This is a genomic window from Planococcus sp. ANT_H30, assembly GCF_008369335.1.
In the GTDB taxonomy this organism is placed as follows: Bacteria; Bacillota; Bacilli; order Bacillales_A; family Planococcaceae; genus Planococcus; species Planococcus kocurii.
The window spans coordinates 488,461-503,960 of the sequence record NZ_VOBJ01000001.1; the positions used below are offsets into that span (position 1 = coordinate 488,461).

The following is a 15,500-nucleotide window of genomic DNA, read 5'->3' on the forward strand; positions in this document are numbered from 1 at the left end:
CCACCCCTGCTCTACCTAGAAAATTACTTAAATACTGTCTGTAATTGGCGATTTTTTTTCCGCATGTTTCTATCTCTAGCATTTGTCGTTTTTTTCACTGAATGGGTACTAGCTATTAAAAGGATGCTACTAATAAAACCAAAAGTACCAGCTATCGCTATCTTCATTAGTAACTCTTTCTGACTAGGCTCTTTACTCCCATTTTCAGGAACTGCTTGTGAAATGATAGTGACTGGATTTGTTTGAAAAGAATCACTTACTTTAGTTTGAAAAACAGCTGCTACTGCATTAGCAATGCTAACTGACTCCTGACTACTAGCAGAAGAAACAGTAACCGTTAACACTGGAGAGTTACTGGCATAGCTTACAAGAATTTGTTCGCGAAGAGCAGAAACAGACGTTTTTAACGGCAGATCTTTACTAACTTGATCCAGTACTTCCGAGCTTTCAATAAAAGCTGCATATGCTTCTATCATTCGGGAATCTATCTGCTTATTTTCCTTTAGCTGGTTTGATAATACCGATTGTGATTTTTCCACGAGCAATTGGCTAGACGCCTGATACTCTGAATCAATGATAAAAACAAAAATCAAGGAGGCTGTCAGCATTAGAAAAAAAGTAAAGCTGAGCGAAAAGTAGATTTGTTTTTTATAACTTGCCAATAAATGCGCAATGATCTTTCTGCTTTTCACTAGATTTACCTCCTTGTGCTCAATAACAGCATGAATTTTATTTTTATTTCTAAAAATTCAGATTATTATAGTTCATTTATATCATATTTAGGTGGTTCAATCTACACTTTTAAGGATATTTTTAAAATTATTATTAATAAAAATAAGTATTTAGTCCAAAGACACGAATTTTATTTTATATTTTTATTCTAAATTAGGTAATTAGAATTAAATAAATTAACCGCTACTGAAGACTTATCTGTTAAGTTTAACCCCACCAAGTTCGTGTCTCATTCTTATTAACTTGTGGCAATTGTCTTGATTCCTATAGATGTTTACCTAGCTAGCGTCAACTTGTTCGTGATTAACCGATCAACACAGATAGAACTATGGTTTGTCTCTTCACCGTTAAGAATTTTTCTTCAGCTATATAAGTCCAGACGTACCAAAAAAGCAGGGGTCCCGGAAGCCTCAAAAATAAAACAGACGCAGAAAAAGAACTTTTTTCTGCGTCTGTTTTATTGAATAGCTGGCTCAGAATCCTGAACTGGGCGTGTATTTTTTGGATTTCCTGAAAGTAACGTCGCTTCTTTAAACTTTTTTCTTTTTGTAGAAAGAACTTTTTTAGAGTTAAAATGGCTATGGCTGTGCTCACTGAAAGTACCTTTGGCGACGGGCATTAAACTGTCTTTTAGCATGCAAAAGGGACTGCACCCTAACAGTCATTTTATGACCTTTTAGGCAGTCCCTTTCGTCTATAAACAAATTTAATTAACTTAAACCTTTGAATTTTTTATTGCGAAAATGGATTTGTTGTTCTGTTCACAGTAAGGTTTATTTTCGAAAAAGTTAAAAATTCATCCTTTACTCTTTCCACAAGCCAATGATGCCATTTCTACGATAAATAATTTCTTTTGACTCCAAAGTCTTTAACACTTTTGTCAAAGTTTGATGTGAAATGTTAATATCTGCTGTAATTTCCTTGATCGTTTTGAAAAGTACACCTTCTGACGAACTATTCCTCAGAAAATAGTTTATGAACTTCTCTCCCGTTTCTGCCGTCTTTTCAGTTTCTGATGAAAAATACTCCCGGCATTCACTTAAGATTTTCTCTTCCGAAAAATTTTCTGTTCTACTGTGCATAAGATTTTCCACTATTTTCATCTAACCACCTCCAAAAATTGCAGCCCATCGAAGCGTGCTTACTATCTCTATACCCTTCCACTCTAAAGATATACATACTATTTCATATAATACTGATAATTCCAAAATCATATAAAAATACCCATTAAAAGGTTTTCTAAACAAAAAAAACAAAAAACAGAAATATATTCTGTTGTTTGTTTTGCAATTTCGTAAATTTCATTTTTTTAAGTTAAACGACTTAGTATTTTCATTTTTTCATTGCGTCTTGAATAAAATCTTTTAATACATGTATTCCCATCACACAATCATTTAGACTAGACCACTCTTTTGGATTGTGGCTAATACCATCTTTGCTTCTGACAAAAAGCATAGCTACTGGAATAAAGCGCCCCAGATTCATGGCATCGTGACCAGCTCCACTCGGAATATAAGTTGGCGAAATTCCAAACTTATTTAAAGAAATGGCCAAGCGTTTCTGCAAATCTTTAGCAATCGGCACTGGCTGAATTCGCGTATTCAATTTAACTGTTACGTGAATGTCATTTTTGGCAGCAACTTTTTCAGCTTGTTCTATGAGTTGATCAATGAGTTGATCTCTTGGTGCTTCGTTTATATCTCGAATATCGACAAGTAATTTTACTTTTTCAGGAATTACATTTGCACCGTTTGGAAAAACATCCATTTTTCCAACGGTCGCTACTGCGGTGTCACTAACTGTTTTGGGAAACTGAGGAATCGATTGAATAAATTCCGCTGCCGCTATTAGGCAGTCTTTTCTGCCAATCATTGGCGTATTTCCAGCATGTCCGGCTTCCCCAGCAAATTCCACAGCAAGCCAAGCAGGTCCGGCAATGCCACTGACAATTCCGACTGGTTGATTTACTATTTCTAGTTTTTTTCCTTGTTCGATATGTACTTCTACAAACAATTCCAATTCAGCCAAATCTCTACCTGCAGCTTTAAATGCTCCCAGTGTACTGCCGTAATGCGTTAACACTTGTTCTAGCGTGTCCCCGTTATAATCTCTTAGTTGTGCCATTTCTTCTTCAGAAATAGCACCCGTCATCGCTTGACTTCCTGTTAATCCACTGTTAAATCGTGATCCTTCCTCGTCAGAAAAAATAATGACTTCATACGGTTTTTGAGGAATGTATCCCTCTTCTTTCCATGATTCTGCAACTTCTAATGCCGATAAAACGCCCAACGGACCATCAAAATTACCTCCATTTGGCACACTGTCGACATGGGAACCCGACGCAATGGCTGGATGATTGTTCTTTCCTTCCAATCGAGCCGTGACATTTCCTGCCCCGTCTTCGGAAACCGTTAATCCCGCTTCAGCCATCCACTTTTTAACGAGAACTTTTGCGTCTTTTTCTTCATTTGAGAAACCAGGTCGTTTGACTCCGCCAACTTGAACAAATCCTATTTTAGACAATTCAACTAATCGTTTCGCAATACGTTTGCCGTTAATGCCTGAATGATCAAGTTTTGTATCGTAATCTTTTAATAACTCTTCATATAAAGGATTATCATTAGTAGTACTCATAACTTCCTCCTTAGTTTTTAACTAGTAGCCTGTGTATTATTTAGTTAAAAAAGACCACGCATATTGTGCATAAAGTTCTGCACCTGTTGTCAATGCATCTTCATCCACATTAAACTTCCCGTGATGATGCGCCCACTGCGTATCTTTTTCTACGTTGCCGCTTCCGACTAACGCAAAGCTTCCGGGAACTTCATCTAAGTAAAATGAAAAATCTTCTCCACCCATTGTAGGTTCTTCGTTATAAATCGCATCTTTTCCAAATGCTTCGATTGCTACTCTTTGGACCAATTGGGCACTTTCAGTTCCATTTATAACAGCTTGTGTACCTCTAATATAGTCAACTTCTGCAGTACCTCCGTAAATTGCAGCTGTATGATCCGCATAAACTTGTAGCTGCTTTTCGATATGGTCACGGATTGAGGGATCGAAACACCTGACCGTTCCTTCAATTTCAGCATTTTCAGCAATAATGTTAAAACGAGTTCCTACGACCATTTTTCCAATTGTTACTACTGCTGACTGCATAGGATCAACTGTACGAGAGACCACTGATTGTACATTCATTACGAATGAAGAAGCAATAATTGCCGCGTCAATGCAAGCTTGCGGCATCGCTCCATGTCCACCCTGTCCTTTAAACCGCACGTTAAAAATGTCTGCTGAGGCAAATGCAGGTCCTGGATTACAGGCCACTTTGCTGGTAGCTCCTTGAGACCAAATATGAATACCAAAAACGTCATCGACTCCTTCAACTGCTCCTTGTTCAACCATTGCTTTAGCACCGGTCGCCACTTCTTCAGCAGGCTGAAAGATAAAACGAACATTGCCTGAAATTTCTTCTTTAACACTGACCAGTGCTTTAGCTGCTGATAAGAGCATGGCCGTATGAGCATCGTGTCCACATGCATGCATTTTGCCAAGATTTTTGGATTTGTACGGCAAGTCTGTATTTAGTTCTTCAACAGACAAAGCGTCCATATCCGCACGTAACGCGACAGTCTGTCCTTGTTTCCCACCTTTTAGCTCTCCAATAACACCAGTTGGCTCTGTCTTGCGTGCATCGATGCCAAGTTCAGTTAAGTAATCATAAACAAATTGAGAAGTTTCAAATTCCTGCCATGATAATTCGGGCTCACTATGAAGCTTTTGACGTATTTGAATCATTTCGGCATTATTTTCTATAATGGCGTTTTTTATTGTTTGATTGATCATCTTCAATTCACTCCACTTTCTATTTTACCGTACTTAATAGGTTGAAGAATCAACACGGTGTTGCCGTTTATAGAAACCCGACAAATATTCCAGCTAATATAACAGAAACAATTGTGACCGTAATAAAGCCTGCCACTAGCATTGGCGGCAACATATGACTTGTTAGAACTTCGCGTTCTTTTTCGTCTTTAGTCAAGGAATTGATGACTTCTACCGTAATAATATAATCTGCTGGGAATCCGTAAAGAGCAGTCAAAGAAACTGCAAACGCCATTTCTTTACTAACTTTCAGAAGCTTACCGACGATTAATGAAAAAATGTACATTCCTGCAACACCAATAACAATACAGCCAATAAGCGGATACATTATTTCTACCATCATGCTTGGGGTAGCATTTTTTAAGCCATCAAAAATAAATAGCAATAAGCCCATAATCGCAAATCCAAAACCATTCGCTTTTTGTAGTGGATGGCGTTCTAAGAAACCAATGCTACGCGCGATAACACCAAACAATAGACATAAAACGAAAGGACTGATTTCTACTACCGGAGCTATTAGAACAGAAGTTAAATAAGCAAGATAACCAACAAAAGCTAAGCGGAAAAACTTAAAGAAGTCGGTATTGTATTTATCCGGCATCTTCGCAAACATCCGTGGTTCTTTAACTGGTTTCCCTGTAGTTTCTTGTTGTTCGCCAGGCATTTGCTTAGCTGTCAGTTCGTTATTTCTGTACTTCTTCAAAAGGTTTTTGCCTTCTCTTTTCAACATAATCGAGGTCAATGGATATCCTGCAAATCCTTGTACGACATAAATGACGATTGCAAAGACGGCTAACGTTGGAAGTCCTGCAGCAGCAGCTCCTTCTGACATGATTAAAGCAGATACCAATCCTCCGACTAGAGGTGGAATAGCAACTACCACTGTTTCAAAATCGAATAACAAAGTACCGATGCCAAATAACGCGGCAATGATTCCTAAAATACCTGATATCGCAATTAAGATTGTTTTCCACTGACTTTTTAATTCTTGCAAAGACAATAAAGTGCCCATATTTGTGATTAGTAAATAAATAAGCATGACGGCAACAGCCGGTGGAACTCCTGCAAGTGTAACAATTTCAGGAGGAAAGAATGTCCAAAATCCGAGTAAGAACAAAACCCCACTGACAAAAATCGAAGGAATCCATGCTTTTGTGCGAATTGAAACTGCTTCGCCTATAAATAATACTAAAATCAAAATTGCTAATGCCAGCATCTGAGACATACTTGTTTCCTCCTTTTTCTTTTTCAGCGAACAACCCTTTAGTGTTCCGCTGAATTTTTCTTAATATCAAAATAGTAGCACAATATAACTCAATAATGAATGGAATAAAAAGACTATTCCAAAATAATATTCTTTTTAGTTTAACTGTCTTTTTTAGAAAGCGCTCCCAATTGCTATATATTGCATATTGAATTAGTTCATGCACTTCCTTTAAAATGTGTACATTTCGTGAACATTGTATATTAAGCTTTTGCTTGAACGTTTACGCAATAACAATAAGAGGTATTTATTGAGGATAAGTGTAAATCAAAAGGAGGATTCAGAAGAATGAAAGGTAGACATTATATTAATGGTGACTGGACTGATACAGGAGATGGCAAGATTGAAGTGATAAATCCCGCAACTGGTGAAGTTGTCGGATCAGTGCCTAACGGAGGCGAACAAGAAGCCACCGCTGCAATCGAGGCTGCGGCTTTAGCTTTTCCAGAATGGTCGAAAACAACTGCCTACCATCGTGCTGAACTTTTAATGAAATGGCATGATTTATTGCTCGAACACAAAAAAGAAATTGGTGAAATTCTGACGAAAGAGATGGGCAAACCTCTTTCCGAAGCCATCGGAGAGGTAGAATATTCCGCTTCATTCGTCTCTTGGTTTGCTGAAGAAGGCAAGCGCATGTATGGTCGCACAATACCGGCGAGTAAAGAAGGCAAACGAATTCAAATCAACAAACAACCAGTTGGCGTGGTAGTATCTATTACACCTTGGAATTTTCCAGCAGCAATGATGGCAAGAAAAATGGCTCCTGCACTTGCTGCAGGGTGTACATTTGTAGCCAAACCGGCGAAAATGACACCATTGACGGCAGTCAAAATGTACGAACTTGCTATTGAAGCTGGATTTCCTAAAGGCGTCATCAACCTGGTGACTGGCAGTGCCAGCAAAATCGGTAAAGTGTTCACCAGTCATCCAGACGTCCGTAAGTTAACGTTTACCGGTTCGACTGAAATTGGTAAAGAATTAATGAAACAAGCATCAGAAACGATGTTGAACTTGTCTTTAGAACTAGGAGGTCACGCACCCATTATCGTTTTAGAAGATGCGGACATGGACTTAGCAATTGAAGGGGTTATGGCATCGAAGTTCCGAAATGCCGGACAAACTTGTGTATGTGGCAACCGCATTTATGTGCAGCAAAGCATTGTCGAAGAGTTTTCACAGAAACTTAAACAAGCTGCTGGCAACTTAAAAGTAGGCAACGGACTAGAAGAAGGCGTGCAGATAGGTCCTTTAGTCGACAAAGATGGTTATGATAAAGTTCAAAAACACGTTGACGACGCTATTGAAAAAGGCGCTAAAGTGCTTGTTGGCGGAAATGGGCGTTCAGAGAACAATGCTTATTTCTATAACCCAACAGTATTGGTTGATGCAACTTCAGATATGTTAGTCATGAATGAGGAAACTTTTGGTCCTGTTGCTCCCATTATGTCTTTTGAAACAGATGAAGAAGCCGTCAAATTAGCAAATGATACACGCTTTGGCTTGGCTGCTTACTTCTTTACCGAAAGCATGTCTCGTGGTACTTATCTATCTGAAAATCTAGATTACGGCATTGTCGGCTGGAACGATGGAGCTCCTTCTACTGCTCAGGCTCCATTTGGCGGAATGAAAGAAAGTGGTGTCGGTCGAGAAGGTGGCCAAGAAGGTTTAGATGCATTTTTGGAAACAAAGTACGTTTCAATCAAAATTTAAATTCTGCCGATAAAAAGAAGCTATCCGGAAATTCCCGGGTAGCTTCTTTATCCTTTTATACAACTGTTTCACATATGTTGATTCCTGTAGAAGATGGTTTTGTAACTAAACATTCGTATAGCGGAAATTCTTTTGCCAAGTGTTCCGCTACTGCCGTTTCTCTTCCTTTTTCCACTGCGATAAACAAAGAAGGTCCTGCTCCACTAATAGCTGAACCAAACACCTCAAGTTCAAGGCAACTTTGCTGTATCGCATCAAATTTAGGGAATTTGTCTTTACGATAAGGTTCATGAAAAACATCTTTTTGCATTATGCGTCCCGCTGTCTGCCAGTCTCCCTTTGCTAAAGCTGCAGACACAACATTGCCTGCAGCACTCCCTTGCACAGCCGTTTTATGAGATAAGGTTTTTGGCAGGAGTTCACGCGATTCTGAAGTCAGAAATTCCGTAGGAGGAATTAATATAACAACCCCAATTTCTACTTCTGGGACGTGAACAATTTCTAACTCTTGTTCATCAAAATAAGAAATCGTTAGCCCTCCAAGAAGTGAAGCTGAGATATTGTCCGGATGTCCTTCTAATTCTGTTCCGATTTTCAATTTCTCTTTCATTGACAGTTTTAAACCCATCAAACGATCGGCAATTTCTATGCCAGCAGCGATCGCTGTTGCACTGCTGCCAAGACCTCTGCTTAAAGGAATTTCTGTATCCACTGCCAATTTCGCAGCCGGCAGTGATTGATCATACTTTTCCGCAACAAACTGTGCCGTTGCGACAATCAGATTGTCAGTACCGGTCTCAATCTGCTGATAGCCTTGATTGTTGTATTCGACAAGCCACGTGATCGCGGGAGACACATGAACGACCATATGAAGATCTAATGCTAGACCAATCGAATCAAATCCGGGACCTAGGTTTGCGGTCGATGCAGGCACAGTCACTGAGAATTCTTTCCAGTTCATACGCTCACTCCTTTTTTCAAATCCTCCCAGAAACGTTCCATATCTTCTGGAACGAGAAGTGCTTTGTGCTGATTAACTGAAATTGCTGTTTCAGGATCTTTCAGTCCATTTCCTGTCAAAACAGCAACCACTTTTACCCCTTTTTTTAACATGCCATTTTCTACTTGCTTTTTGATCCCTGCAATAGAAGCACACGAAGCCGGTTCAGCAAATATCCCTTCAGTTCGAGCCAAGAGCTGATAAGCTTCAAGGATTTCTTCATCAGTAGCTGCTAAAATCGTTCCATTTGATTGATTTAAAGCATCCAGCGCTAATTGCCAACTTGCTGGATTCCCAATGCGAATAGCAGTTGCTACCGTCTCTGGATTTTCCACAACTTTATTATGGACGATGGGTGCTGCACCTGCTGCTTGGATGCCGAGAAGCACCGGACGTTTTTCACCAGTGCGCTCCGCATATTCTGTAAAGCCTTTCCAAGAAGCTGAAATGTTGCCTGCGTTACCAACTGGCAATGCGAAGATATCTGGCACTTGCCCTAATTGATCAATCACTTCAAATGCGATTGTTTTCTGTCCTTCTAAGCGGTAAGGATTGACCGAATTGACCAAAGCAATGCCTGCTTCTTGGCCAACTTCACGAACCATTTGCAGTGCTTCATCAAAATTCCCTTTGATTTCAAGAATCTCCGCTCCATACATTTTTGCCTGTGCCAGTTTCCCGAGCGCAATGCGGCCTTCTGGAATGACAACAATGGTCCGCATACCGGCTCTTGCACCATATGCTGCAGCCGAGGCCGACGTGTTGCCTGTTGACGCACAGATCAATACAGTTTTGCCTTCTTCTTTTGCTTTGGCGACAGCCATCACCATGCCGCGATCTTTAAAAGAACCTGTCGGATTGGCACCTTCTAGTTTTGCGTAAAGCTCAATTCCCCACTCTTGTGATAGTTTTCCCAAACGAACCAGTGGTGTATTGCCTTCTTGCAAAGTCAGTGAAGGAGTATTTTCTGTAACTGGAAGCCACTCTTTATGTTCCTCGATTAACCCTTGCCATTTCATGCTGTTTCCTCCCCTTCTATGCGGTAATGGCTGATAACGCTCGCCGTTCCTTCTAAGTCACTCAATACATCTAAATGTTGTTGTCGGGAAATCTGGTGAGTCAGCAAGACTAATTCTGCTTTGCCAACTTCTTCAGCGGGCGACTGCATAACTGATTGAATGCTCGCCTCGTGCTTACTGTAAATTGAAGTCATTTTGGATAAAACGCCAACTTCATCATTTACTAGCAAGCGATGGCAATATTTCGCAAAACGTTTTGCTTCTGGTTTAATAACACGTTCGTGTTGCGCTGAATGCGCACGTTTTCCGTTGACACCAAGCTGTAAGTTGCGACAAGCTGCGATGATATCAGAAACAACTGAAGTTGCAGTCGGCAAAGATCCTGCTCCGGGACCATAAAGCATCGTTTCACCTACAGCATCTCCATATATGTATACGGCATTGAATTCATTGTTAACGGACGCCAATGGATGCGAGTTTGCGAGAAAAATAGGTTCCACTGAAACTTCGATGCCGTCTTCGTCTTTTGTTGAAGAACCAACCATTTTCATCGTGTAACCAAATTTAGTCGCCAGCTCCAAATCGCCATCACGGATTTCTTTCATGCCTCTGACGAGTACGTCATCTAAATGCACTTCTGTAGAGAATGCCAGTGAAGATAGGATAACCATCTTCCGTGCTGCGTCGATCCCATCAACATCCGCTGATGGGTCAGCTTCGGCATATCCTAATTCAGTTGCTTCGGCTAATGCATCATCGTAGCTCATGTTTTCTTTTTTCATTTTTGTTAAGATAAAGTTTGTTGTGCCATTGACAATTCCCATCAAACTAGAGATTCGATCAGAAGCAAGACCATCTTCTAAAGTGCGGATAATCGGTACACCCCCGGCAACACTGGCTTCATAGAAAAGATCGCATTTTTCAGCGTCTGCTAATTTCAATAAATCGTGGCCGTATTCTGCCATGACGTCTTTATTCGCTGTCACAACTTGCTTACCTGCTCTAAGCGCTTTTTCAATCGCTAGTTTTGCACCATCTATGCCACCCATCACTTCTACAATGATGTCGAGAGAAGAATCATTCAATATCTCTTCTATGTCCGTCGTGAATACACTCGGATCTAAACTAGAAAGTCGGTCCTTATTTGTATCTCTGACCAGTACTTTTCCGATTAGAACTTGGGCACCTAATTTATGATGCAAATCCTGCTGATGCTGCTGGATGATTTTAGCAACCCCGCTGCCCACTGTTCCAAGGCCTAATAATCCGATTGAAATTTCGTTTTTCATTGACGATTCCTCCCATGGTGTGTACACTGTGAAAAAACAATTGTTTTTGTCATAGGGACATTATAGTATTATATCTTAGTTAAAACAACCTTTTTACAGACTATTAAAAAAGATGGGACTTGATTAGATGAAAGTAAGCAAATTTGGCGGGACATCAGTAGCTAGTGCACAACAGATAAAAAAAGTGGCTGCAATTGTTAAAGCAGAGCCTTCTCGCAAAATCGTCGTTGTCTCTGCTCCAGGCAAGAGATTTGATGGAGACGTAAAAATGACAGATTTGCTCATTCATCTATCAGCAGCGGCATTACGTGACGAACCAACAGCAACTCCTCTTGCCAACGTTATGGAAAGGTATGCTGAAATCGCTGATGGATTAGGACTAGACGAAGACATCAAGAAAATCATTGAAACCGATTTGTTGAACCGTCTTCAAGCAGACAAAAGTTCACCTCCTCTTTTTGCAGACTCAATTAAAGCGAGCGGTGAAGATAACTCTGCGAAACTAGTAGCTGCTTACTTAACATCTATCGGGTTAGCTGCAGAATACGTCAACCCATTTGATGCAGGGTTGTTTGTAAACGACTTACCCGAGCGTGCACAAGCTCTTCCAGAAGCTTACGACAATTTGTCTGACTTGCGCAACAAAAAAACGATAACTGTTTTCCCAGGCTTTTTCGGGTATACAAAAGAAGGCCAATTACGAACTTTCGAACGCGGTGGCTCAGATATTACCGGCTCTATTTTAGCAGCTGCAGTTCAGGCAGAGTTATATGAAAACTTTACCGACGTGGACTGCGTCTTTGCAGCTAATCCCCGTGTTGTTGAAAACCCTGTTGAAATCGAACAAATGACTTACCGTGAAATGCGTGAGCTTTCCTATGCTGGATTTGCGGTTCTTCACGACGAAGCCCTTATGCCTGTCTTTAAAGCGTCTGTTCCTTTATGTATCCGTAATACCAACAATCCATCAGCACCCGGAACGATGATTGTTGCAGAGCGAGATCATTCCTTACGTCCTGTTACAGGCATATCAGCTGATAGTGGCTTCTCAACTTTATACGTCAGTAAATACTTGATGAACCGCGAAGTTGGTTTTGGCCGGAGACTGCTGCAAATATTAGAAGACGAAGATATCTCATATGAACACATCCCGTCTGGCATTGATAACCTTTCCGTTATTTTGCGCAGTCACCAATTGACTGTTGATAAAGAGCAGCGCATTGTAGAACGCGTTAAATCAGAACTGCAAGCTGATGACGTTCACATCCGAAGTGATTTTTCTATGATTGTTCTTGTTGGAGAAGGCATGAACAATCAAAAAGGACTGACAGCTCGTGCCGCGAACGCTTTTGCTAGAACTGGTGTCAATATTGAAATGATCAACCAAGGCTCTTCTGAAGTGAGTTTGGTGTTTGGCATCTTGAAAGAAGATGAACAAAAAATATTGAACGAATTGTACAAAGAATTCTTTGAACCTGCTTTGGTTCATTAATCAACACTCCCCCATCTTTTAACTCTTGAGCTCGCTACTCAAGAGTTTTTTATTTGTCTCGGTACATTAACTGAAAATTGTGATAGTATGGAATTATTCTGAGAGGGGGAACATTGATGACTGGTATTATTAAGCCTCACCCAAAGCTATACGTAATGGACAACGGTACCTTGAGCATGGACAAGAATTTTTTAATTTCCATGCACAATCCGGCGAGTTTGGAAAACCCGAATCCGCCAAGTGAAATGGCTACATTTCCCGTTTATACAGTATTGATTGATCACCCGGAAGGCAAAATTTTATTTGATACAGCATGTAACCCAAATTCCATGGGTGCTGAAGGACGCTGGGGCAAAGTAACACAATCTCTTTTTCCGATTGACATGCCGGAAGAATGCTATTTGCATAACCGGTTAGATGAGCTTGGCGTTCGTCCAGAAGATATTAAATACGTTGTGGCTTCTCATCTCCATTTGGATCATGCAGGCTGTCTTGAATTATTCACCAATGCGACCATCATCGTTCACGAAGATGAACTAAATGGAGCCCTTCAAACCTATGCGAGGAACACGAAAGAAGGTGCTTATATTTGGGGCGATATTGATGCTTGGATTAAAAACAATCTACAATGGAAAACTGTCAAACGAACTGAGGATGGACTTCAACTAGCCGAAGGAATCAAATTGCTGAATTTTGGCAGTGGGCATGCTTGGGGAATGCTCGGTCTGCAAATTCAACTTCCCGAAACGGGTGGCATTATTCTTGCATCTGATGCTATTTATACGGCTGAAAGCTTTGGTCCTCCCGTTAAGCCACCTGGCATTTTATATGATTCTGTCGGCTATACGTCAGCTGTTGAAAAAATCCGCAGACTGTCGCAAGAAACCAATTCTGATGTGTGGTTTGGTCATGACGCTGCACAGTTTAAGACTTTCCGTAAATCGACTGAAGGCTATTATGAGTAACGAATTTAGGATAAGCCAAAGTTAATTCACTAAAACTCAAAAGCCCTTCGCCAAGTACTGGCAAAGGGCTTTTATCTGGTTACATCCATATTTCAATAACTAAACCTCTATCATCGTTTACGCCAATGTCCGTAAGAAATAACGGTTTCACCAATCACGTTAAGCTTTGAATGAATTTTTCTAATCGATTCATGCCTTCTTCAAGGTCCTTCATGCTGCAAGCATAAGAAATCCGGATAAATCCTTCTCCGTAACGTGTAAATGCAGAACCAGGAACTGCTGCGACTCCTGCTTCTCTTAATAACCGTGTTGCAAACTCGAAAGAAGTCATGCCGAATTTTTCAATTGACGGAAAAATGTAAAAGGCACCTTTTGGCAAAATCACATCAATGCCCATCACTGTCAGGCGACTGTAAACAAAATCTCTTCGTTTGACATATTCTTTATTCATTTCAGCAGGAACATGACGCTGATTTTTCACCGCTTCAAGCGCTGCATACTGGCTTGGTACGGATGCACAAATGGCGTTGTATTGATGAACCTTTAACACGTGTTTCATATACATTTCTGGGCCCAGTACAAAACCAATTCTCCAACCTGTCATGGAATGCGATTTTGACAGACCGTGAACTAAGAATGTACGGTTGCGCATCTTTTCAAAATGCGCAACCGTAACATGCTTATCACCGTATACGTTTTCGCTGTAAATTTCGTCGGTTACGACAAAGACCTCGTGTTTTTCTAATACAGCTGCAACTTTTTCAAGCTGCGTAGAATCCATTGTGACGCCTGTTGGATTAGATGGAAAATTCATCAATACCGCTTTCGTGCGGTCTGTGATTAAGCTTGCTAAACGCGTTGAATCTGGTTGGAATCCCGTATCTGACATGTCCAAATAAACTACTTTGCCTCCACACAACTTAATAATTGGCTCGTATCCAGGGTAGGCCGGGGCAGGTAAAATAACTTCGTCCCCTTTTTCTAAAATCGCTCGAAATAGAGAATCCAAGCCTTCGCTTGCACCATTGGTAACGATAATTTCTGTTTTCGGCTCAAAGTTCAACTCATAAGTATCCTGAAAAAAAGAAGCGATTTCTGTCCGCAATTCGAGCATTCCTGCATTATGTGTATAGTTCGTATGATTGTGCCGGATCGCCTCGATTCCAGCTTGCTTAATTGGTTCAGGCGTTGGAAAATCTGGCTGACCGATTGTCAGGTTAATCGCATCTGGAAAATCGACCAATTGGTTTGAAAATTGACGTATACCCGAAATTTGAATAGCTTCGATCTGGCTGTTGATTGAAATAGGCATGAGTGACAACCTTTCTTTTAACTAAGTTCTATTATAATTAAGTTCACAGATAACTATAGCACACAATACTGTTCCTCCTGCTGTCGTATTGGAGCTTCAGAACCCGAGTCGCGCTCTAACACTTGCTGTATAATTTTGGCTAACCGGTAAAATTGAGCCGTCTTTCAGTGTCAATTGATAGTTTGAGGCGATGTCTCGAGATATCTCTTCTATATAGTCAATATTCACAATATATGACCGATGAACTGGCAAGAAGCTATCCGGCAATTGATGCTTTAAGTTTTTCAACGTATGAATTGCACAATAGGTTTCATCATCTGTATAAAACCATGTTTTCTTTTGGCTGCTTTCAATATGGGATACCTTGTTTACTGGAATGGGACGCCACGTGTCTTGAAATTTCCCTGTTAGGAATTGAATTGGTTTGTTTTTACGAACCAAGTAATCGGGAGGCAGAATAATAACAAGAACGCCTTCTTTTTCCACTAACTTGATCGGATAACCAATACCGTAATACGCTGTTCCGAGAATAGACTCTTCCACAAACATTTCGATTCGTTGTTTTTCTTTTTTAGCACGCGCAGCGATACTGCCGGGTAAAACCAGTTGCCCTTCTCGAATCTGCAAATCATGAACTCCCGCTTTATAGTAGATATAGCTCTCTTCATCTGCAATCGCAATCGATGCTTCTTTCGGAATCCAATCTCCAATGATAAATCCGATTTGTTCCAACATACTAGTAGTCATCCCCAGCTCCCCTTCCAAATGTGCTTATCGCCTAATAATCGCTTTTGTCGCCGAATGTTCCTTTCCATCCTGTTTACAAGAC

At 40.5% G+C, this 15,500-nt stretch carries 13 protein-coding genes; 3 read left to right on the forward strand and 10 right to left on the reverse strand.

What is annotated here, in order from left to right:
* Positions 1-23: 23 nt before the first annotated feature.
* The 5 genes from FQ085_RS02425 to FQ085_RS02445 form a co-directional block, all read right to left on the reverse strand.
* Positions 24-692 carry a YveK family protein gene (locus FQ085_RS02425; protein WP_149455807.1) on the reverse strand — a complete coding sequence of 223 codons (669 nt, stop codon included), beginning with the start codon at positions 690-692 and terminating at the stop codon, positions 24-26.
* An 843-nt stretch (positions 693-1,535) separates the two neighbouring features.
* Positions 1,536-1,835, reverse strand: coding sequence for a replication/maintenance protein RepL (locus FQ085_RS02430; protein ID WP_058384683.1), 300 nt, complete (start codon positions 1,833-1,835; stop codon positions 1,536-1,538).
* Between the two features lie 229 nt (positions 1,836-2,064).
* A complete protein-coding gene (locus FQ085_RS02435) occupies positions 2,065-3,366 on the reverse strand; it encodes a Zn-dependent hydrolase (RefSeq protein WP_058384682.1) in 1,302 nt (433 codons plus the stop codon).
* 36 nt (positions 3,367-3,402) lie between these two features.
* Positions 3,403-4,578: an amidohydrolase gene (locus tag FQ085_RS02440; RefSeq protein WP_149455808.1), complete on the reverse strand. Its 1,176-nt coding sequence runs from the start codon at positions 4,576-4,578 to the stop codon at positions 3,403-3,405.
* Positions 4,579-4,645: 67 nt separating this feature from the next.
* A complete protein-coding gene (locus tag FQ085_RS02445) occupies positions 4,646-5,842 on the reverse strand; it encodes a hypothetical protein (RefSeq protein WP_149455809.1) in 1,197 nt (398 codons plus the stop codon).
* 327 nt (positions 5,843-6,169) lie between these two features.
* On the opposite strand from FQ085_RS02445, the gene FQ085_RS02450 reads away from it, so the two are divergent.
* The gene (locus FQ085_RS02450) at positions 6,170-7,594 is read left to right on the forward strand and encodes an NAD-dependent succinate-semialdehyde dehydrogenase (protein ID WP_149455810.1); all 1,425 of its coding nucleotides are present in this window, start codon (positions 6,170-6,172) and stop codon (positions 7,592-7,594) included.
* 55 nt (positions 7,595-7,649) lie between these two features.
* On the opposite strand, the gene thrB is transcribed toward FQ085_RS02450, so the two are convergent.
* Genes thrB through FQ085_RS02465 form a run of 3 tightly spaced genes read right to left on the reverse strand, consistent with a single transcriptional unit; the run spans position 7,650 to position 10,902 of the window.
* Complete coding sequence (thrB, locus tag FQ085_RS02455) at positions 7,650-8,555, reverse strand: homoserine kinase (protein WP_058384678.1); 906 nt, start codon at positions 8,553-8,555, stop codon at positions 7,650-7,652.
* Positions 8,552-9,613 carry a threonine synthase gene (gene thrC, locus FQ085_RS02460; RefSeq protein ID WP_149455811.1) on the reverse strand — a complete coding sequence of 354 codons (1,062 nt, stop codon included), beginning with the start codon at positions 9,611-9,613 and terminating at the stop codon, positions 8,552-8,554. Before thrC ends, thrB begins: the two co-directional genes overlap by 4 nt.
* Complete coding sequence (locus FQ085_RS02465; RefSeq protein ID WP_058384676.1) at positions 9,610-10,902, reverse strand: homoserine dehydrogenase; 1,293 nt, start codon at positions 10,900-10,902, stop codon at positions 9,610-9,612. The genes thrC and FQ085_RS02465 overlap by 4 nt, the downstream gene beginning before the upstream one ends.
* 127 nt (positions 10,903-11,029) lie before the next feature.
* On the opposite strand from FQ085_RS02465, the gene FQ085_RS02470 reads away from it, so the two are divergent.
* Positions 11,030-12,394, forward strand: a complete 1,365-nt coding sequence (locus FQ085_RS02470; protein WP_149455812.1) for an aspartate kinase — start codon at positions 11,030-11,032, stop codon at positions 12,392-12,394.
* Between the two features lie 116 nt (positions 12,395-12,510).
* Positions 12,511-13,359, forward strand: a complete 849-nt coding sequence (gene ahlS, locus FQ085_RS02475; RefSeq protein ID WP_071153843.1) for an AhlS family quorum-quenching N-acyl homoserine lactonase — start codon at positions 12,511-12,513, stop codon at positions 13,357-13,359.
* A 154-nt stretch (positions 13,360-13,513) separates the two neighbouring features.
* Here ahlS and FQ085_RS02480 read toward each other — a convergent pair whose 3' ends face one another.
* Positions 13,514-14,671 carry an aminotransferase class I/II-fold pyridoxal phosphate-dependent enzyme gene (locus FQ085_RS02480; RefSeq protein ID WP_149455813.1) on the reverse strand — a complete coding sequence of 386 codons (1,158 nt, stop codon included), beginning with the start codon at positions 14,669-14,671 and terminating at the stop codon, positions 13,514-13,516.
* Positions 14,672-14,767: 96 nt separating this feature from the next.
* The gene (locus FQ085_RS02485) at positions 14,768-15,418 is read right to left on the reverse strand and encodes a LytTR family DNA-binding domain-containing protein (protein ID WP_058384672.1); all 651 of its coding nucleotides are present in this window, start codon (positions 15,416-15,418) and stop codon (positions 14,768-14,770) included.
* Positions 15,419-15,500: the final 82 nt, after the last annotated feature.

Coding starts and splice junctions, on each gene's coding strand:
- FQ085_RS02430 (WP_058384683.1), bottom strand. CDS start 1,835: ATGAAAATAGTGGAAAATCTTATGCACAGTAGAACAGAAAATTTTTCG.
- FQ085_RS02435 (WP_058384682.1), bottom strand. CDS start 3,366: ATGAGTACTACTAATGATAATCCTTTATATGAAGAGTTATTAAAAGAT.
- FQ085_RS02440 (WP_149455808.1), bottom strand. CDS start 4,578: ATGATCAATCAAACAATAAAAAACGCCATTATAGAAAATAATGCCGAA.
- FQ085_RS02445 (WP_149455809.1), bottom strand. CDS start 5,842: ATGTCTCAGATGCTGGCATTAGCAATTTTGATTTTAGTATTATTTATA.
- FQ085_RS02450 (WP_149455810.1), top strand. CDS start 6,170: ATGAAAGGTAGACATTATATTAATGGTGACTGGACTGATACAGGAGAT.
- thrB (WP_058384678.1), bottom strand. CDS start 8,555: ATGAACTGGAAAGAATTCTCAGTGACTGTGCCTGCATCGACCGCAAAC.
- thrC (WP_149455811.1), bottom strand. CDS start 9,613: ATGAAATGGCAAGGGTTAATCGAGGAACATAAAGAGTGGCTTCCAGTT.
- FQ085_RS02465 (WP_058384676.1), bottom strand. CDS start 10,902: ATGAAAAACGAAATTTCAATCGGATTATTAGGCCTTGGAACAGTGGGC.
- FQ085_RS02470 (WP_149455812.1), top strand. CDS start 11,030: ATGAAAGTAAGCAAATTTGGCGGGACATCAGTAGCTAGTGCACAACAG.
- ahlS (WP_071153843.1), top strand. CDS start 12,511: ATGACTGGTATTATTAAGCCTCACCCAAAGCTATACGTAATGGACAAC.
- FQ085_RS02480 (WP_149455813.1), bottom strand. CDS start 14,671: ATGCCTATTTCAATCAACAGCCAGATCGAAGCTATTCAAATTTCGGGT.
- FQ085_RS02485 (WP_058384672.1), bottom strand. CDS start 15,418: ATGACTACTAGTATGTTGGAACAAATCGGATTTATCATTGGAGATTGG.